Annotated in this window: 14 protein-coding genes and 3 pseudogenes; 7 read left to right on the top strand and 10 right to left on the bottom strand. The window is 54.2% G+C overall.

The features are described from left to right. Window positions 1-724, top strand: a pseudogene (locus tag AB2B41_RS21455) (hypothetical protein); the annotation flags it as partial. A gap of 142 nt (window positions 725-866) precedes the next feature. After that, window positions 867-1028 (top strand): hypothetical protein, encoded by a 162-nt coding sequence (locus AB2B41_RS21450; protein WP_367879876.1) that lies wholly within the window; start codon window positions 867-869, stop codon window positions 1026-1028. 12 nt (window positions 1029-1040) lie between these two features. On the opposite strand, the gene AB2B41_RS21445 is transcribed toward AB2B41_RS21450, so the two are convergent. From AB2B41_RS21445 to AB2B41_RS21410, 8 genes and pseudogenes are all read right to left on the bottom strand, one after another. Beyond that, window positions 1041-1998, bottom strand: a protein-coding gene (locus tag AB2B41_RS21445; protein WP_367879875.1) for an IS630 family transposase whose coding sequence is annotated in 2 segments (ribosomal slippage) — window positions 1041-1655 and window positions 1657-1998 — 957 coding nt in all. Because the reading frame shifts where the segments join, the coding sequence is not laid out codon by codon here. Between the two features lie 84 nt (window positions 1999-2082). After that, window positions 2083-2973 carry a transglutaminase-like cysteine peptidase gene (locus tag AB2B41_RS21440; RefSeq protein WP_367879874.1) on the bottom strand — a complete coding sequence of 297 codons (891 nt, stop codon included), beginning with the start codon at window positions 2971-2973 and terminating at the stop codon, window positions 2083-2085. A 432-nt stretch (window positions 2974-3405) separates the two neighbouring features. Further along, window positions 3406-4542 (bottom strand): patatin-like phospholipase family protein, encoded by a 1137-nt coding sequence (locus tag AB2B41_RS21435; protein ID WP_367879873.1) that lies wholly within the window; start codon window positions 4540-4542, stop codon window positions 3406-3408. Window positions 4543-5124: 582 nt separating this feature from the next. Then, window positions 5125-6315: a benzoate/H(+) symporter BenE family transporter gene (locus AB2B41_RS21430; protein WP_367879872.1), complete on the bottom strand. Its 1191-nt coding sequence runs from the start codon at window positions 6313-6315 to the stop codon at window positions 5125-5127. An 873-nt stretch (window positions 6316-7188) separates the two neighbouring features. Continuing rightward, entirely contained in the window at window positions 7189-8076 is an 888-nt protein-coding gene (locus AB2B41_RS21425) for a lysophospholipid acyltransferase family protein (RefSeq protein ID WP_367879871.1), read from the bottom strand. A gap of 1484 nt (window positions 8077-9560) precedes the next feature. Beyond that, on the bottom strand, window positions 9561-10301 hold the full coding sequence (locus tag AB2B41_RS21420; RefSeq protein ID WP_367879870.1) for a YdcF family protein: 741 nt from the start codon (window positions 10299-10301) through the stop codon (window positions 9561-9563). Between the two features lie 56 nt (window positions 10302-10357). Beyond that, window positions 10358-10810, bottom strand: a pseudogene (locus AB2B41_RS21415) (sulfotransferase family protein); the annotation flags it as partial. Window positions 10811-11095: 285 nt separating this feature from the next. Next, window positions 11096-11631, bottom strand: a pseudogene (locus AB2B41_RS21410) (nitrilase-related carbon-nitrogen hydrolase). Between the two features lie 262 nt (window positions 11632-11893). Here AB2B41_RS21410 and AB2B41_RS21405 point away from each other — a divergent pair. Then, window positions 11894-12793, top strand: a complete 900-nt coding sequence (locus AB2B41_RS21405) for a haloalkane dehalogenase (protein WP_367879869.1) — start codon at window positions 11894-11896, stop codon at window positions 12791-12793. Window positions 12794-13131: 338 nt separating this feature from the next. Then, a complete protein-coding gene (nusG, locus tag AB2B41_RS21400) occupies window positions 13132-13647 on the top strand; it encodes a transcription termination/antitermination protein NusG (protein WP_367879868.1) in 516 nt (171 codons plus the stop codon). Between the two features lie 337 nt (window positions 13648-13984). Here nusG and AB2B41_RS21395 read toward each other — a convergent pair whose 3' ends face one another. Beyond that, window positions 13985-15565 (bottom strand): ABC transporter substrate-binding protein, encoded by a 1581-nt coding sequence (locus AB2B41_RS21395; protein WP_367879877.1) that lies wholly within the window; start codon window positions 15563-15565, stop codon window positions 13985-13987. Window positions 15566-16018: 453 nt separating this feature from the next. Between AB2B41_RS21395 and AB2B41_RS21390 the strand changes: the two genes are divergently transcribed. The 3 genes from AB2B41_RS21390 (at window position 16019) to AB2B41_RS21380 (ending at window position 18502) form a co-directional block, all read left to right on the top strand. Then, window positions 16019-17251, top strand: coding sequence for a response regulator (locus AB2B41_RS21390; RefSeq protein ID WP_367879867.1), 1233 nt, complete (start codon window positions 16019-16021; stop codon window positions 17249-17251). 169 nt (window positions 17252-17420) lie between these two features. Then, window positions 17421-17798, top strand: a complete 378-nt coding sequence (locus AB2B41_RS21385; RefSeq protein WP_367879866.1) for a Hint domain-containing protein — start codon at window positions 17421-17423, stop codon at window positions 17796-17798. A 107-nt stretch (window positions 17799-17905) separates the two neighbouring features. Then, window positions 17906-18502: a plasmid pRiA4b ORF-3 family protein gene (locus AB2B41_RS21380; RefSeq protein WP_367879865.1), complete on the top strand. Its 597-nt coding sequence runs from the start codon at window positions 17906-17908 to the stop codon at window positions 18500-18502. A gap of 72 nt (window positions 18503-18574) precedes the next feature. Here the strand turns inward: AB2B41_RS21380 and AB2B41_RS21375 are convergent, their stop codons facing one another. Continuing rightward, on the bottom strand, window positions 18575-19372 hold the full coding sequence (locus tag AB2B41_RS21375; RefSeq protein WP_367879864.1) for a DsbA family protein: 798 nt from the start codon (window positions 19370-19372) through the stop codon (window positions 18575-18577). Window positions 19373-19600 lie beyond the last annotated feature (228 nt).

Raw genomic sequence — 19600 nt, 5'->3', positions numbered from 1 at the left:
CGATAACAACGGCGGCGATAATAACGGCGGCGAGAACAACGGCGGCGACAACAGCGGCGGCGAGAACAACGGCGGCGGCAATAACGGCGGCGGCAATAACGGCGGCGGCAATAACGGCGGCGACAATAACGGCGACGGCAACAACGGCGACGGCAATAACGGCGGCGGCAACAACGGCGGCGAGAACAGCGGCGGCGACAACAACGGCGGCGACAACAACGGCGGCGACAATAACGGCGGCGGCAATAACGGCGGCGACAACAGCGGCGGCGAGAACAACGGCGGCGAGAACAGCGGCGGCGACAACAACGGCGGCGACAACAGCGGCGGCGACAACAACGGCGGCAATAACGGCGGCGGCGACAACAACGGCGGCGACAACAACGGCGGCGACAATAACGGCGGCGACAACAACGGCGGCGATAATAACGGCGGCGAGAACAGCGGCGGCGACAACAGCGGCGGCAATAACGGCGGCGGCAACAACGGCGGCGGCAACAACGGCGGCCCCCAAGGGAACAATGGCTTTGGAAATGGGGATCAGACCGCGCCCGGTGGCTCAGCCTCAAATAACAATGCCGAAAATGCCGGAGCCACTAGCGGAAACCCCGACGGTCATAACACCGGCCCTGGCAACAGCAATGACAATGGGAACCAGGGCAGCAACGGGGACAATGGTTCTGGCGGTCAAGGTGCCTCTGCAGGCTTCGGCGGCGACAGATAAAGCCAAGTCATTCCAGTCCCCAGGAAGAGGTGCGTCTATCGAGGCACCTCTTTTCTGTTCAAGGCAACAAGAGTTCGGCTTTGACACAATCACAAAACAATAGATTGAAATCGAACGTCATACCTTTGGAACCTGTTCCTCAATGACCATCGGTTCGGAATGCCCCAAGAAAATAGGTCCTGCGGCAAAAACGCAGACGTACGCCAGGGCTTTTGAGACCTATCTCAACATCAATCAGCGCGCCGTCCATCGTAGAAATGGGCAGAGCAGCGGCGGCTCATTTTTCAGTGCAATAGAAACCTAGAGCGGCGTCCATTTAATCTGCAACATATCCGGCAGCCCTGAAGAAGTTTCGGCACTGCTCCGGAGGGAACAGGTCGCAGGTTTGGGCAACGGATTGGAACAGAGCGTCGAATGTCCGGGCTTTGAGCCGTCGCAGATGGGCCTTGAGTTTGGAGTATGCCATCTCGATGGGGTTCAAATCGGGACTGTAGGGCGGCAGGAAGAGCATCCAGTTGCCCTGCGCCTTCAGGCAATTCTGAGCGCGGGCGGATTTGTGCGATGATAGGTTGTCGGCGATGACCACGTCACCGGGTTGCAGGGTGGGAGCGAGCTGGGTCTCGATGTAGGTATCAAAGGCGGTCCGGTTCATGGGGCCATCCAGAACCCAGGGCGCGGTCAATTCATCGACGCGCAATCCGGCAATGAATGTCTGGGTGCACCAATGACCGAAGGGAGCGTCAGCCTCCAAACGGGTCCCGCACGCTGATCTGCCCCGCAGGCGGGTCATCTTCGTGGTCACAGCCGTTTCATCAATGAACACGAGCCGATGTGGCTCAAGGCGCATCCTCGGCATCCGCCGGTGGTGCCACTCGTATCGTGCGGCGCGAACCCTCTTGCGCAGCCTCTCCGTCGCAATCAGCGATTTTTTTATATGTGAAGCCAAGGCGATGGATCAGATGGCGCGACAGCATGGCCGGGGTTGCACTCAGGCCGTGTTCCGCACCCAGAGCCTCGGCCAGTTCCGGCATGGTGATATCAGGCTGCGCTTCAACCTGCCTCTTCAACCAGTCTGAAACCGCATCCAACTTGCTACGTCGTGGACGGCCCTGCGGCGCGGCTTTGACGCCACCCGTTTGCTTCTTGCGCTGCATGACCCGTACCGCGCTTGCAGCCGATATCCGCAAACGCCGCGCGGCTTCATGGCAAGACAGGCCTTCGTCCACCAACGCGACGACCCTCTCTCGAATATCCAATGATAGCGATTTGCCCATGATCCACCTCCAAATATGGTGAATCACAAAAATGGTCCCGTGGGAATCCAGCCGATTCAGATTTCAGGGACGATGCTCTAGTCGCTATCTATCGATCGCAGGTCCGTTCTTGTAAGGGCTGATCTGGCTTCTTGCGCCCGTAAATTGAGAAACCTGCGCCATTCTCCGCGACCGCTTGAGCCCTGCGCGCGCCTCTGCCACGCCCCCCCGCAGCAAAGCCTGCCACCGTCGAGGATTGCGCGGGTCTTGCATACGTAGAAAAGTGTAGCCCGTATCTGCCCAGGCCAGGATCTTGTTATGCGCATTGTCCAGAACGAGATCACCATGATCGGAACGAAAGACCAAGACAGCGTGCGGACGCAGCTTCTTATCTAAGGTCGTTGCAAGGAGCAGCTTATTTGGAGCTACGCCGCGTCGGATCAGCTCGTATTTCTTAAGGAGCGCGATGTCCTCACAGTCACCGCCGCGCCTCGAAGGCAGCGTCCACTTCTCAGGTATCCCATACTGTTCATCGTCGTTGATTTGAAAAATTCTTTGGTTAATGGCCCTATTCACCCGCCTTAAGTCACTAAATGCCAGGGCATTGCCATGACTCTTTGCGGAGCAGGCCCAGGGATAGGTGCTGCAAAGACCTGTTGCGCCAACAGGCGGCGCCGTGAAATTCCTTGCTGTTAGAAAGCTTTTCGCCGATGCGGCACTGATCAACGAGAGATTGGCGCAGAATATGAAGGCCAAAAGGGCTGCATATGATGAAAAGACGGAACCATATCTCTTGGTAATTTGAAGTATCCGCCTCATCGTCTCTTGCTGCCCATCACTTTGTTCCCGTGCCGTCAGCACGTATTTTGATCTGCCCCAGGCTTGCTTTGGCACTTCGGCAAAATTTGGTCGGTTTCGCGCCAGAGGGAAGGTTTTCTCACTGGTAGCCCGCCACAGCGTCAGCCGAAGAGGGCTCCACGAACGGATCATGATCATTCGCCCCCCTCAGTCGCCTTGCAATTAATGAGTCCTATCTGAGGGGTATCCTCTGATGACGTCCGACAGATATAAGGAAACCTATGAGGCGATCGCTGGGTATCAACACCCCTCTTGGTCTCGCACCTCCGCCTGGGTGGCAAAGTCTCACGGATCGGGCGGCCTTTGTAAAAAAAAAAACAGCTGAGCAATTTCTTGCTCAGCTGGTGATCTTGCCAGACATCTGAAAGATATTTGTCACTATGATTCAGTCATTTGCCTTCTCTCCTGCCAAGAGCAAGCGATGGCGAGACGCCGGCCCTAGCCGCTGCAAATCTTCAGAAGCTTCAGGAGAACCGTGGAGATCAAGAAGGACGGGGACTTCTGGCGCGCGTGTTACAAGACGCCCTGCAAAGTTAAACTTGCCGGGGCGCCTCTCCTGCGCCCCGCCGTTCATCCCAGAAAATCAATAAGGTCTTCGGCCTGATTCATCGTATCGGAATAGCCCAGGTCAATGAGGTCGCCCACGTAAGCCGGCTCAAACATCAGATAGCTCTCCAATCTGCCGTCATGGTGCCAGGCTCCAACGAGTTTCATCAGCATGCGGATGGTTCGAGGAAGATCATCCGCGTGCTGCTTCGCGAGGTCACGCAGGTCTCTGCTCGGCGTAAGTAAGCGAGAAGAGATTGGGCGCAGATTTGATTTGTGCCTTACATGTTCAGGGATGAGCGCAAGCGTTTCGTTGATCCGAAGCATCCGTTCAACGTCGGCCTCAAGGTTGTCGTTAAACAGAATATCAAGCGCATGTCCAGCGACATCACCGAAAGTTGGCGGGCCAGTGGGGAGGCCCTCGTGCGCACTCCAGTGCCATTCGTCCCGTGTCCCGATCACCAATATCTTATCTGCCCCGGTCCGGATCGCCGGAGAAAGCGGGGACGTCGAGCGCAGGGACCCATCACCATAGAATTCCCCTCCGATCTCCACTGGCGCAAAGGCAAAAGATAAGGCGGAGGATGCGAGAAGGTGCTTTGGCTCTAAACGGGTGCGTCGACCAACCCGTCGGGCCCGCTGCCAGTCTGAGATGTTCTCACTGCCTTCAAAGAAGCTGACTGCAATGCTCTGGCTGTAGCTTGATGTTGTAATGCAGAGGGCATGCAGCGCACCGCTGTGGATCGCTTGATCAAGTCTACGTCGATTGAACTCTTTCTCGAGCAGGTCGCGCAAGGGACGGTAATCGAGTAATCCCCCCATGGTCTGGAGACCTGCTGCACCTGCCACAAGCTTTCTGGCCCATCGAGCACTCCCCATAAGAAGTGTCAGCGACCGCGTCTCGTATATTGAGGTGCACCGAAGCTGCCGCCAGAGTTTTTCAAGATGCCACGTTGCGACCTGAAAATCTTGAGCCATCACCGCGATAGGTGCCGCATTGATGGCGCCGGCTGACGCGCCGCAGACAATCTCGAACGGTGACCTTTTTTTGCGCGTGATCTCCGCAATCGCCTTCAAAGCGCCAACTTGGTAGGCACCTCGCGCACCCCCTCCTTGAAGAACGAGAGCGACCTTCCCGCGAGACGAAATCCGCTCATGCATATATGGAGGCCTTCAAGTCCCTAAGAGCGCCACAGACGAATGCACCGTAAACGACGGTGCCTTATTCGTATCGCTCAACGATTTGTTTGGCAACGCGGGCGTAGACGCTGTGCTGAGGACCTGAAATGTGCATGTTCACCCTATTGCATAAGCGCATGCAGAAACCGTGATGCCAAGGAGCTGCGAGGCAGCATCCATGGCGTTCGTCCTGTCAAGCAGTCATATTCATGAGCGTCAATAGCGCAGACCAGAGCGCGAGATGTTGCAAAAAGGGCCCGCGGATGAGGTGGGGCCACGCCAAGAACGGTCGTTCGATCATCCGCTGAACTACAATCAGATCAAAGAAAACACGCTTAAGGTGTCACGGTGACGGGACGCCTGTGGCCTCCTGGCGGTCATCCAACCGCGAGGCCGATTGACGCGCAATGCACCGACAGATCTGTCCGCCTAGCGGATCTTGATGCTGAGTGCAGCTAAAAACCGGACCGAGCCCTTAGCGAACGTATTAATGTAGAGTAATTGGGTCTGCAAATCCGGGGATCTTGCGCGATCCTTGCGGCACGGCACCATCGCTGCAGTGCTTTACGAAGACCTTCTCTCGAGTAACAGACTTGCCAGGACACCAAAAACCAGCCCCCAGAACGGGGCACCGATATTCATGATTGGAATTCCGGCAAGTGTGATCAGAAAGGCCACCAAAGCCCCCATCGGGAAAGAGGGTCCGAATGCGGACTGAAAGGCCGACTGCAGGGTGCGAAGTAAGGCAAGGCCAGCAAGCGTGCTGAGGAACGCGGCTGGCGTAGCGAGCATCAGTTTGGTTACAAGTGGAGCGAAAACACCGAACAGAATGGCAAAGCAACCGAGTATCACCGCTGCGCGCCAATGCCGATCTGTACGGCCGCTCGACACGAGAATGGCGTTCGAGGGGCCGGTCAGGCAGCTCGACACACTTCCGAGAAACGCAGTCACAAGTGAAGCGGCACCGCATGCTGTAGTGATCGCACTAACCGGGGGAGTGTGGCCCGCATTCCTTAAGATCACGATGCCCTGAGCATTCTGCGCCGCAATGACGGTTATTGCCAAGGGCACCACCAGTTCCAGCGCCGCAGAAAGCGAAAAGACCGGCACATAGAACTGTGGCGATGCATATAAGTTACCGGCGACGGGCAGCTCAAAATCACCAGATCTCTGGCTTGAAAGTACCAGAAGTCCGACAATCAAGACCCCGATCATAGGTGGAAGAACTTTTTGCAGTTTCGGAAACGCCGTAAGACCTACGAAAGTCGCGGTCATCGCGGCAACCAAGACAAAATCGGATTGGAATGAGCGGATCCAGTCCAATCCGAATTCCACGAAGACCCCTGCAACCATTCCCATGACAATCGGCATAGGCAAGCGATCCATTGCAGTTCTGACCCAACCCGTCAGACCGAGCACCAGAAGGAGAAGAGCGGTTAGGATATAGGCGCCAATGACTTCAGCGAAACTGAGCGACTGAAGCGCACTCCCAACCAAGACAGTGCCCGGGATCGTCCAGAAGAACGCAAGTGGCTGGCGATAAACAAGAGACATACCAACACTCAGGGCACCGTTGAGAACGAAAGCCGCAAAAATCCAAGACGCAAGATCAGCCTCGCTTAACCCCCCGCGCACACCAGCTCCTAGTATGATCGCTACTGGTGCGGACGCAGCAAACAGGAACGCGACGAATGCGTTAACGGTCTCGTCGATTGGCAACCTACGGTCAGCAGTTGATGAAATCTCGTTGTTCATTAGCGATACCTTGCGATGTTTTGCATCTCTCGCGATTGCATTGCCACGGTTGAAAAACCACTCACATGTCCGCCAAAGCAGAGATTAGCAAGAAAACGCATACCCCTTAGCTGGCACCCATCTTCCGCACAATGCGGAGGAGCCCTTAAGAAGTCATTGTAAACCTGCAGTTTGGTCCGGGCTGCATCAAGGTAGTGAAGCTCAAGTCCTCGCCTTGGACAGGTTCGATTGCAACTGCCCTCGAAAATGGTTCATCGCTCGGCTCGCATAAGGGTAGCAATCCGGTGTAACGCTTCTTGCTTAAGGGTTGGCCGAAGTTCCTTTCCGCTAGCTTCAGCATTGTCCACGTTGCCGTCATTTAGGTCAATCCCGGCCAACGGCTGAAACGAGTCCAGAGTGATCGCTGTCCCCCATGAATCGATGACCGCATTTCGCAGGAGCCGACGCGACGTGGCCTCGGGTGCCGAGACGGCCTGATTGACGAAGACGTTTCATCATGACCGTTGGCTTTGGCACCAAGGACAACAGGCGCAGGAACCGGTCAGAAGTCCAACGCAAATGCAGGCGCGCCATCTAGTCTCCGGCAGATAGGAGTTTTCCAGCAGGATGCGGTTCTTGAGGGTCTGGTGCGAGCACTTCAAGCTGTCAAAAGTAGATCTAATCTTCTCTTCCGCCGGGTATTGCTTGCGCTTCGCGCGACGGATGGCCACAAGGCAAACTTCAAAATCGCAACACTGGAAAGGAACTCGATAACGGGTTTTCGTAGCTACGCATTCCAAGGTTGGCGAAAGGCCGAAAGCGCGAGTTACCCATGACTGACGTCAATTTGCGTTCTGTCCCGCACAACAGAAATACCACCCCCCAGCCTCACACCTATAGAGAAAAATCCCGGGACAACAGCCGTTCCTTCCACTGCTTTCTCGTCAGTGCCTCAGTTTGATCAGGCGCAACTATAGAACGTGTCAGCTCGTGTGCCGCGTTAATCAGGTCAGCAGCCGTGTCAAATTCCCGAGGATCAAGGGGCGGGCAGATCAGCGTGTCCACCGTGACCGACCCTGTCGTCAAGAGACGCGACAACGCCAAGATGGGATTGGAGAGCTGATGCGTGAGTGCATATGGTTCCCACTTGGAGGGTTGATCCATGACATTTTCGCCATCAATCGTTTTCACTCTCAGAACGACCGGCTGAAGCTGGGCCGTTCTGAGCGCGGGGTACTTGGCCAGCAGCTCTTTATCATAGAATATTTCGGCCGAGCCCTCACTATAACGCAACACGCGCCGACCATCGCTTTGAATGCCCTCAGGAAAGACAAATGCGTTGCGCCCTTCCTGTGCAGCCTGAGCAAGCTGATCCAGCTCCATGTGTTTTCCGTCTTTGCTCTGCCTGGTTGGGATAAAGCCAGATGAAGACGCGAAAATCTTAATGACCGACCCCCACACCGGCATCTCGAAAACTCTTGCATTTACCATGACGACAGCATTGGGAAACAGATGCAGCCCGACAAAGTCATAGCGCGCCAAATGGTTCGCAACGAACATTGTCACGTTGCCTTCTGAGACCGGCGCGCTGATTGGGTTCAACGAAAAGTGTACGCCTAGAAACCAACCGCAAGCTCTGTAAATCAAGCCAGGGATGGCCGTTTGGTTCCGAAAGACACCATTGCCCAAAACGGCCTGAACAACGATGGCACCGACCAGCAGGGGAAGGAAAACAAGAACACCAAGAATATGCCGCAGAACCGAACGAAAAAGTCGGCTCATCTTCCGCTCCATTTGTCGAGATCTTGATCGGTCGCGAGACCTTAATGCGCTTAGGCAATGACGACAATGTTCATCGTAAGTTCAAGGCACAAGCGGGTTGCGCGCAAAAATGATCGAAACCAACCGTTTAAAGGGCTGCAGCGAAGGTCCGTTTGGTCCATTCGCTTGAGCCTTGGGGGAATTTCTTTGCGACGGTCCAATCGGAGGTGAACGCGTAGGTGATTCGCCAAAGGAGCCTACAAGGCGCAGTACCAAACGCTGGATACCCGTCACAAAAAGGCCTTGGATTAGTCCACACGCAGAAACAATCCTTCGGTATCAACGACATTGTTTAGTGGCGTTCACGGTCATATGTCCGGCACCTCAGAGATGGACTATGACGGTGGAGCCGCTGACGTTACTTCCTCTCAGCCCCCTTGGTTCTTCCGGTTGAACCTTGGGGGTGCTTTTTGAGTACAGGTGACCTATCAGCCTATTTTCCTTTGCTCACATGGTAGTTAACGTGACTAAGGGGGTGCCACTCGCAGCAGTACCTAGCTGTCCTGTTGTTCGCAAAAGCGAGTGGTTGGGTATCTCCCCCAGCTCCTCCGTTGGCTATGCAGAGGTCAATGGAGGAGCATTTTCTCACGCATTGACACTCAAAGGTTACGCTACGGCAACTTACAGAATGGTTGCGTTAAACCATTGAGTAGCTGACAGTAATGCTACTGTGCAGCTGCACAGACCCCCTCGCACATCTGAGTCCTTTCACCAAAAGCTGCCTTGGTAAGCGAGGGGGACCAAGCCTTCCTGCGCTCAAGAATTGAATAGTGACGGTACTCCTTGAGCATTTCTCTGGAGGATTGGAAAACCAAACGTCTACAGCTTCTGCGGTCATTCCGAATGCCCAAGAGGATTGTCGAAAGCTGGAAATGAGCCGTAGACGGGGTTATTCTCCCATTATGTAGCCACAGCATTACTGAGGTCACCTTAGCTCACACAGTAGAGCCTTTGGGCTATATCTTTCTGGTATTTGCTTAGCTGCTGGTCTGATGGCTCGTAGCAATCTGGGCGAATTCTCGTGAATGTCGGTTTGGTAGCTGTACTCTGGATCATGACGTTGGTCGGATCGAAGATAGCTCAGGTCTGGCTTTTCCCTGCGTACATGAAGACTGGGAAAACGTGGGACAGGCACAAGGACCCTATTACTTGGAAGCTCATCCGTAGGCATCCGTTTCACGAACTGGGATGGTATAACTTTGCCGCGTTGGTATCAGCCGGGTTCTTCAGTCTCCTGAAAATCTAGCGGAGGCATTGGTCCTGAGCATACGCGACGGGATGAGGCATCAGGAAGGCAGTTAGCGCACACCAATACCACCAACAGTCCTCCACCCCCCGATCTGGTCTATCAACTCTATGGCTCTGAGACGGTCTCGCATGGTGTGCCTGAGGCAAGGCTGTCCAGCCCGCGCCAGCTATGGCCGAACGGACTCAAAACGTCTGAATCAATATTTTATTGTATAATAAAGTCTTCCGATAACTTCTCTCACGAAAAAGCTGGTGTCTCGAAAAGAAGATGCCGACGGTATGAAATCCATCACTGTGGTTTTTCGAGCACTTGTTAAGAAATCTACCGGAAAAGGGAATACAACAATGCCCGCCGCTTCAAAAACAATTTTCGCCCTTGGCATATGAAAGGCTGAAGTGACCAGAATTACTTCGGGTGAATTATGTTTGAGTAATTGCGCAACGGCTCTTGCTTCTTGATCGGTGTTCTCAACGTTCTCGGTCACAAATATTTCTTTATCTGGTATTCCGTTAAGTTTCGCAATTTCTTTAAGATAATGACCTTCAGGCACTCCAACTGACCATGGCAATTTGCCTCCCGTCAAAATGAGATAAGGCGCCTTACCTTCTTTAACCAGCTCAATCCCAGAAAAGATGCGATCTGACGCTTCGCTCCATTCGTACTGTAGCTTCTCTTTTCCATCGATTGCGCGAACCATTCCACTCAACACAACAACGGCGTCTGCCTTTTCAGCATCACTTGGTGACGAAAGGCTGTATCCACGTTCCAGGCTAGAAATAAGCTTGTTAGAGATAATCGGAAGCGAACAAAGGACGAAGAGGATAATTCCTGCAAAACTCACCGCGGTTCTTTTCCAGACAGCCCCCCAGATCAAAAGAAAAATGACCAATGACATTGGGCTGGCTAGTAATGGTAAGATTTTGTGGAGATAAATCATCGCGCGATCTTCAGGCCTTTAAAGCCCAAAGACCACTACTTTCAAAGGGATAAACGTTAGATTTCGTTGTCAGAATAGTTAACATCCGCTTTGTGTTTTTCCAAATAGCGATAGATTGCCATGATCTTACATTTCTGAACAAGGACTTCGTTGACCATACGGAGCCAGCCTCGCTGCTCTTCAGGTGCCTTGTCAATGTCCGACAGAGCCAGGTAAATCATATGCGAAAAGCTATCGGCCCAGCTCTTCGGACTGCGGTAGCCCAGAACGAACTTCGCCTCCGGGTAGGCTGCGTGCAACTCCTTGCAGAACCCCGCCGAGGGCCAGTCGACGGCACTTTGAAAACCTGCGTAGATCGCGTTCTAATCCAGTCGTCCGGCCACGGCCGCCTGCGACAACGGCAGTTGCGACGACATGTTGTCCAGAACTTCGATCATGTCATGGCATCGCCCAAAACCAAGCCGTTCCAGAGCAAGTTTCAGAGACATCGTGCCAGTACGTCCGATCCCCGCCCCAACTACTCACAATCCCATATGCGTCGACCTAATCTCTGCTACACTGCGCCGAGGAAACATCAGCAGGGGGGATAGCCTGTCATAATGTCGCCAACTGTGTAAGAAAAATTGCTTTTGGCACAGGTATCCCTTTGAAATGTTGTTCGCGAAGCCATCACTCTATTTCGGAGCGATCGTTCGTTACAAACCGCTGCTAAGTCCTCTTTGGGCGACGAACAGCCATTATCCGTGATCGGCATTAGAATCCGCTGAGCGGTTGGAGCAGCCACTGAAAGAGAGTTAACGAATACCCGCGCCCAAAGATTTTCGATCCGACAAGTAAGGAAGCCGGGATTGGGCCGCGGAGATCTTAGCAGTCTCCAGCGTGCCGTAGATGACCTCCGTTTGCGCACCGGAACGGGCCAGTTCACGACCGTCTGGAGCGGCGATGAAGCTCTGACCTAAAAACTCCAGCCCATGCTCTTTACCCGCACTGTTGGCATAGGCGAGATAAACATCGTTTTCATAGGCACGCGTTGGGATCATCCGATGAGACACCCACTCCCATTGCTTCCCAAGCGCAGTCGGTACCAGTATCAGCTGTGCCCCATAGCAGATACATGACGCGCGGTTTCCGGAAACTCAGCGTCATAACAGATCAACGTGGCGATCCGGATGTTCCTATAGGTGAAAAGCCCGCACCCCTTACCAGGCGTGAAATGCTCGCGTTCAAAATCAGGTGGGATCAATAGTTTTCGGTGCCCGCCTAATCGTCTGCCGTCTGGTCCAAAACACTGCGCAGAGTGAATGACACGGTGCTTGAGCCAAATTGCCAATATGGCTCAATACCAACCCATCGATATCCCATCTTGGGAACCTTTTTTGGCCACTTGTCCTCTTGCAGCACAACGTTCTGAAATTCTCGTAGAACTTGGGCGCACGGCGTTTGCCAACATATTCGGTTGGTAGCAGACATCGGCGTGCCCGGCGTCCAGTTCAGCGCGACGGGACGAAAGGTAAACGCGCATAGAAAGATTGCTTGCGCGAGCCCTGTCAGACATGATGCCCCTTCCATCAGCTGAAAGACGTGCCAATTTCATGGATGTACTGAGAACTCCTGACAGTCGTTTCGAAAATCTACCCGACTACGCTTTTAAGCCAAATTATCTCGACGACCTCAAAGGCTATGAGGGCCTAAGAGCACACTACCTGGATGAAGGTCCGGTCAAAGCGCAGCGGACATTCTTGTGCCTGCCAGGAGAGCCGACCTGGGCTTACTTGTATCGGCGCATGGTACCCGTCTTTGCCGACGCCGGTGCGCGGGTCCTCGTGCCGGACTGGCTGGGATTTGGAAGGTCGGACAAACCTGTTGATGACGACGTTTACAGCTTCGATTTCCACCGCGAAATGATGCTTGCCTTTATCAAAAAGCTCGACCTGCAAAATATAACTTTGGTGGTGCAGGACTGGGGCGGCATTCTAGGCCTGACATTACCAATGGACCTGCGGGACCGATTTTCTCGCTTGATCGTCATGAATACAGCACTCCCGGTGGGAGAAAGCCTCGGGGAAGGCTTTCAAGGCTGGAAAGACTATGTGGCCAGTCGGCCGGACCTGGATTGCAGCGCACTCATGAAACGGGCCTGCCCACATTTGACTGAGGCAGAAGCACTGGCCTACGAAGCGCCGTTTCCCGATCAGCGGTATAAGGCCGGTGTCCGCCGGTTTCCCCAATTGGTGATGATTGAGCCAGGGATGGACGGTATCGAAACGGCAAAGCGGGCCCGAAAATTCTGGCACACTGAATGGCAGGGAGAAAGCTTCATGGCGATCGGCGCGCAGGACCCGGTTCTGGGCGTTCCGGTGATGAGCAAGCTTCGAGAAATCATAAGAGGTTGCCCGGGGCCGATGATTTTGGAAGAGGCCGGGCATTTTGTGCAGGAATGGGGCGATCAGGTTGCGCGGACAGCACTGAAGCACTTTGGCGACATGCCATGAGATTGGGCGGCCACGATATCCGATGACAATCCGCTTCAAAACCGCTTCAGGCGCGGCAACGACTCCTAACGGTATCAATTAAATTGCTGTTGCATCGGCCCAAGCAGGCGTGTCCGGCGCCTGGGCGGGCAACCGGAGCCGGAACAAAGAATCTGGTTCCTACATGTGCCAGCCGGAAATCGTTCTCATGAACATCCGACAATCGGACCGGCCGACAAGAGAAACGTTCACATTTGAACAGTTAACTTGTATGCTTGATCAAAAATGACGTTCCGACGATTGCGGCGCGAAACACTTTTTCGGCTCAAAGCGTGAACCCACGAGTAGATACGAGGCACATGATAGAAGAAACCTACACAGATTGGTTTGTGGCCCAGCTGCGGCCGCAAGGACTGAGCCGCGCAGTAACACATCTAGAGCGGCAAGAATTTGAAACCTTCGCGCCCATGTTCAATGCCTCAACTTTGCGGGGCGGTATCCGGCACGCCGCCCGAAAGCCGCTGTTCCCCGGATATATTTTTGTACGCTTTGACCCCAATCGCACCGGCTGGACGGCGATCAACTCCACACGTGGCGTGGCACGCCTCGTTCTCAACGATCCACGCAAGCCCGTTCACTTGCCCCCTGCCCTCATGGCAGGTCTGATGGCACGTTGTGATGCCAACGGGGTGCTCTTACCTCCAGAAGAACTCGCTATCGGAGATAAAATACGGGTTTTGGCTGGTCCCTTTGCTGAGCTGGTTACCACAATCGAAAGCCTTCCCGATCAGGAACGGATCAGCGTGCTGATTGATCTGATGGGCCGCAAGGTGCGCACCTCGTTTCCGCGCAGTCAGATCGCAAGGCTCGGCTGAGGACCCCAGCTGAAACTGCAGCTGCTGCAACCATCCACGGTGCGAACGAGGCATCGCTGTTCTCGCTCGCAAACCACGAGCATCCAATGAGAACACATAGAAATTAAAGCCGGTTCAGCTTGTGCGTCTCAGTGCTGTGGCGTTCTATCGAAAGTGTTCCCGCCAATGTCTTTGGTCAGTCACAGAACCAAATGCACCTGTGAGGCCCTGGGGCCAGTCGGCGCTTTCTTCATCTCGCGTGGAAGTCACGCAGACTTTTTAAACCACGTCACACCAACACGAACATGCAAAAAAGCCCCGGCAGTTGCCGGGGCTTTCTCAGCTCAAGTGAACCCGATCAGTTCATCTTAAAATACTTGAACTTCGCCGTGTCGTCCGCAGCCACAATGGTATCGACGCCGGACTTCATGCCCCAGTTCAACACCTGGTGGTGGATCGGCACATAAAGCGCCTCTTCCTGAACGACTTGCCAGATCTCATTGATCATGCCGTTGCGCTTTTCCAGGTCGGTCTCAGAAGCCAGGGCCTCAATCTTGGCATCCAAATCAGGGTTCGAATACCGCGTGCCGTTCCAGGAGCCATACTTGTCATCCCGCGAGTGCACGAGGAAATTGAAGATGTACTCGGAGTCGTAGGTCGGCACACCCCAGCCCAGCATGTAGAAATCCGTCTCAAGCGTATTGATGAGCGGGAAGTGCTGCGCCTTCGGTTTGGCATCGAGATTTACGGTCACCCCAATCTGGGCCAGCATGCCTACCGCCGCCTGACAGATCGCCTCATCGTTGATGTATCGATCGTTCGGGCAGTCAAGTTGGATAGAGAAGCCATCACCATAGCCAGCCTCAGCCATCAGCGCTTTGGCAGCGTCAATGTCGGTCTTGGATGAGCTGTCCATCTCTTCATTCCAGCCGTTCACAAAAGGCGGCGCGATCATGCCAGCGGGAGCCGACTGCCCACGCATCACAACCTGTTTGATCGCGTCGCGGTTGATCGCCATGTTCACCGCGCGACGGACACGCACATCGGCAAAGGGGTTCTTTCCTTCGACATTATCATTGGCCAGATCCGCGTCGCCCATGTTCATGCCAAAAAAGATCACCCGGTTCTGCGGCGCGGTGCGCACGTCCAACCCGTCGGTGTCAGCCACACGGGAAAGGTCCTGCACCGGTACGTCCTGGATGAAATCAACCTCACCCGACAGGAGTGCCGCCACACGAGTCGCAGCGTTCTGGATGGGCGTATAGATGATCTCAGTCACTTCCATGGGGAACTCGTCTTTGCCCCAGTAGTTCTCGTTGATCGTAAGGACCGTCTTCACGTCAGGCTCACGGCTGACCAGCTTATACGCACCGGTGCCATTGGCGTTCTTGGCCGCAAAAGTATCCTCGCCCCCCTCATAATCCTGCACCTTCACGGCATTGTTCGCCTCGGCCCAGTCCTGATCCATGATGAAAAGATTGGTCAGGTTGTTCGGCATGATCGGGTTCGGACCATTGGTCTCGATCTCGATCGTATAGGCATCCGGCGCGCGCACCTCTTTCACGGAGGCGAGCAACTCCTTGTAGTCAGAGTCCGTGCTCATCGCGCGGTCTAGGCTGAACTTGACGTCGGATGAATCGAATGCCGCGCCGTCGTGGAAGGTCACGCCTTCACGCAGTTTGAAGACCCAGACGTTCGGGTTTTCTTCCGACGGCGCCCACTCAGTCGCAAGGGCCGGAACAATGGTGCCCTCCATGTCGCGCATCACCAGCGGTTCCATGATCTGGTGCGCCAACGCGGATGTTGGTCCCTCATTCTGCGCATGCGGATCCAGCGTGAGCGCATCGCCCGCTCGGGCCCATCGCAGCGTCTCTGCGCTGGCCAAGGTTGTGGTGGAAAGAAGAAGAGCTGCTGAAAGCAGCGTCGTTGTGGTTCTCATGGTTTTTCCCCGTTGTTTTATGATTGAAGCATTTTTGTGGAGATGGCCCCGGGGTGCAAGCAAGTAATTCGTTTTGCGTAACGGCACCCGAATATCCAGACGCGCCCTACACAATCGCTCAGCACCAAGGACCACCGCATAAACGCAGAACGCTTCGGCCCCTTCCGTCAGAGAGCCCAAGCGTGAGGACGGTGCCTCCTGGCCTTCCTTCAACGCCGTAAAGTGAGAACAAATCTCTTTGGTTCTGCTGCGCAAAGACAACATTGGTCACCAAATTTGTCGACTGATGCCTCATTTTCGCCATGAGGTTGCAGAAGGTTGGCATTATGTAATCACTGTCAAGCTTCAAAAGGAAAAAGGGCCAGCACAGACGAGATATTGGCGCAATGCGCAGTTTTCTCAGTCTCTGCCAGGATCCTTGTTTTTGATGCGGACGCGGGCAAGGACGCAGGTATGATCATCGGGTACCTTCTAGTCGCCATTTTTGCGGGTTTGACCGCGTTTATTGTGTCCCTTCTTCTCGGGACCTCTTTGCCGTTGGCTTTCGGCGCCTACACAATGGTCGCTACGGTGACACTGATTATGGTGCCTCTTACGAGAATGCTGGTGGGCACTCTTATCAATCAAAGCAAAACCTCCTCCGCCACGCCTGAACAAAACCGACAAAAGGATTTCGTCCCTGTCGACAAATTCAGCGGGAGCGCGGAAACCCCAATACGCGCCCTTGTGGTCGATGATGATCCGTTCATCTTGGATCTCGTCCCAATAATCTCTGAGAAAGCGGGTTTTTCTGAAACCACTACCGCCGCATTTGGTGAGGAAGCGCTCAAAATTTTGGCGGACACCAAAAAGAATTTCGATTGCATTCTGCTGGATATCAACATGCCCGGCATGGATGGCATTGAACTCTGTGGGCGCGTCCGACAGATCGCAGAGTACCGCCAGACACCAATTATCATGCTGACCGGAAAACGGGACATGCAGAACATGGGGGAAGCCTATCGGTCCGGTGCCAATGATTATCTGACAAAACCGTTCGATATCGAAGAACTGGAGACCCGGCTGCGATCAACGCTAAGAATGATCCAGACGAAGCGCGACCTCGCGCATCTCGGTTTCGAAAACATGCCGTTTGCTGAACGCAATCCCATCCCCGACCAAGGTTCTAAACTCCCAGAAGCGCTCTATTCCCTTGGCAGGAATAGCCTCATAGATCACGCCGCATTTTTAAGTTATCTGACGCAACTTCCTCGCAGAGAAGTGGCCAATGTGCGTGTGTTTGGTGTCAGAATTGATGGCGTTGACTCTATTCAGGCAGAGGCGTCCGAAGAGCAATTGATGTTACTCTTCGAAGATCTTGCAGCGGCCACGGTCGATTGTTTTGGAGCTGGCCAAACTGTCATGGCCTATGCCGACAAAAATACACTCTTGGTTGCAACCAATTCTGTGAACCCACCAACAACCAAAAGTATCGAAACCAGTATCCAGAGTCATTTGGAGTGGCACCTCTCCCTGGATGACTCAGGGCTTGAAAAGTTAGCGCGTGTGTCGGTCGGTGGACCGGTACAATTGCAGAGCATGAAAGCACAGCGGGCTGAGACTGCGACACATGAGGTCGATTACCTGCTAAACGACAGAGCTAAGCAGAAACGGAAAAAGCAAGTTGTTGACGTATCCAAACGCTAAGGCTTTTGGTTCGCAACACCCTCTTCGATGCTTTGACAACTGGAACCACGTATAATCTCTAGGTGTGACTATCTATGTAGCCGCATGGCTTGGCGCAGACTGACGTCTGACAAAGCTAGAATTAACCTAACAGATCGCAAACAGCCCTCTCACCAAACTGCTAGAACCGATGGGGAACGCGCAAGTTCTGTGGATCTCGCAGCAGCACCGCATGGTCTTTTCGGAAGCGGAAATTGAACTGATTTTTGGGGAGCCCGAAGTCTTGATCCCAGCCAAGCATCTTTTTGAGCGTCAAGGCATCGAAATCATCGAACTCTCTTCCGTCGAGTACTTCCACATGCTGTTCGACCAGCATGAGATCGTTTTCGCAGAGTGCATTGAAAGCGAGAGTTTCCATCCAGGTACTTTGGGCATGCAAATTCTCTCAGATGAGGCAAAGGCTGATCTTTACGAGTTCTTTCCTGATCTTGCCATTGACCCTATTTCATACGGTGGTTCGGCTCGTCTATCCTTGAAAGCGTTTGAAACCAGAGTCTTGCATGCGTGAGCATCGGAGCGCGATGTGAAGGAGCCCCAGTTTTTTCCTTGCAGTTCACTGGATGATGCATGATGCATCCGGTTCAGCGTCAAATGGGCTGACAGGAGAACAGGGCCATGCGCATTATCGAGTTGAAGATAACGCTTGAATATATCGAGCCTGCGGTAACGCGCAGCTTGCAGGTGCCTGCCGATATCCGCCTCGACCGCCTGCATCTGACGATCCAAGCTGCCATGGGCTGGCAGAACGCCCACCTGTATCAGTTCTGCATTGGCGAACCCTATCAATGGGGCGCTGAACGCTGGGTCGCACCCGACTTCGTCGATAGCCCTGAAGATTTGCCCGCAGACAAAACCACACTGGATCAGGCAGTCGCAAAGGCCGGTGAAGCCGGTTTAACCTACCTTTATGACTTCGGAGACGATTGGGAACATCGTATTGAATTGGGCCAGACCCGTGAGGCCGAGCCCGGCCAGCTCTATCCGAGATTAACCGAAATTGCCGGTTCATGCCCGCCTGAGGATATCGGAGGACCGCCAGGCTACGAGATGTTCGTCTCCGCCATGGCTGACCCAAAACACCCTGAACACGCTGAGCTCAAAGACTGGTACGGCGGCATATTCGACCCCAACACGCCAGCTGTCGACGAACTCCACCTCGGCGTTCTCAAACTCGCCAAACGCTGGAAGCAGAAAAAGAAATCAATCAACTGATAACTTGGGGCCAAAGCACCGCTTACGTCTATCGGCGTTTCGCCCCGCGTTCTTATTCAGCGGCTGTCCCTCTCACGTCCTGCACGCGGGCGCCGGGCCATTCCGGCGTTCTTCCTCAATAAGAGCTGTGAGGGTTGCTTCGGAGACCGAACCAATCACGACGGTGCGACCAACGACCAAGGCAGGCGTACCAAAAAATCCAAAAATCCGAGCCAAAGCTTCCGTGTTGCGCAAGCGTGCTGTGACGTCCGACCCATTCATGTCGGCCAGCAATCTTTCCGGATCCGCGCCAATGTCCTCTGCAATGATGCTTAAATAACTTTCCGTCGGAACGAAGCGCCCGCGCATCAAGCGTTTATGAAATGCCGCATAAAAACCTTGCATGTCCGCGGCGATTGCCGCGCGGGCGGAAAAGACAGATGTCGGTCCAAGCAATGGCCATTCGTGCCATGTTATTTGCACGCTACCCTCTGATCGCGCTTCAATATCCGCGAGCTCTTGAGTCAACACACGACAAAAGGGGCAGTTGTAATCGGAAAAGGATGCAATCGGAACGACACTGGCATCAACAGCGCCACCAAATAGAGCCCGACACATATCAGATCGAGCCGATCGCTCCTCTGCGCTCAAATCCACGGGATCCAGAGTCTCAAGCCCAATGAATGGGTTGGGAAAACCGCTCACTTGGCCCGCTGCAAGTCGCCGAAAACCCGGGGCCGTCTCTATGTCTTCGAAGTCAAATGCGCCAACAAACAGGGGAGCGACGCGCGGCCAAGCCCACCAGACCAACCCAGAAAGGATGACCACAGCAAGAAAAATGCGCCCCCTCTTGGGACCTCTACTCCTGCGCTCGGGGACAGACTGGGTCATCCGGTTGCCTCCTCCTCCACGCCAATCCGACAGGGAAATGCTGTCTCGTGCACCGACCATAGCAGCTTATTCCGCGCGCATACGCCGCGAAGCGCTTCATCGAAACAGAACCTGAGGAAACCTGGCATGAAATGAACGCGGCGCGCAACGCAAGTGAATGACACACCGGCTGAGGCCGGTGGCATCATTTGGCGGAATGTAATTCCAGGTACTGCATGATGATGTCGT

Source organism: Sulfitobacter sediminis (assembly GCF_040811725.1).
GTDB lineage: Bacteria > Pseudomonadota > Alphaproteobacteria > Rhodobacterales > Rhodobacteraceae > Sulfitobacter > Sulfitobacter sediminis.
This window is presented reverse-complemented; position numbering and strand designations above follow the sequence as displayed.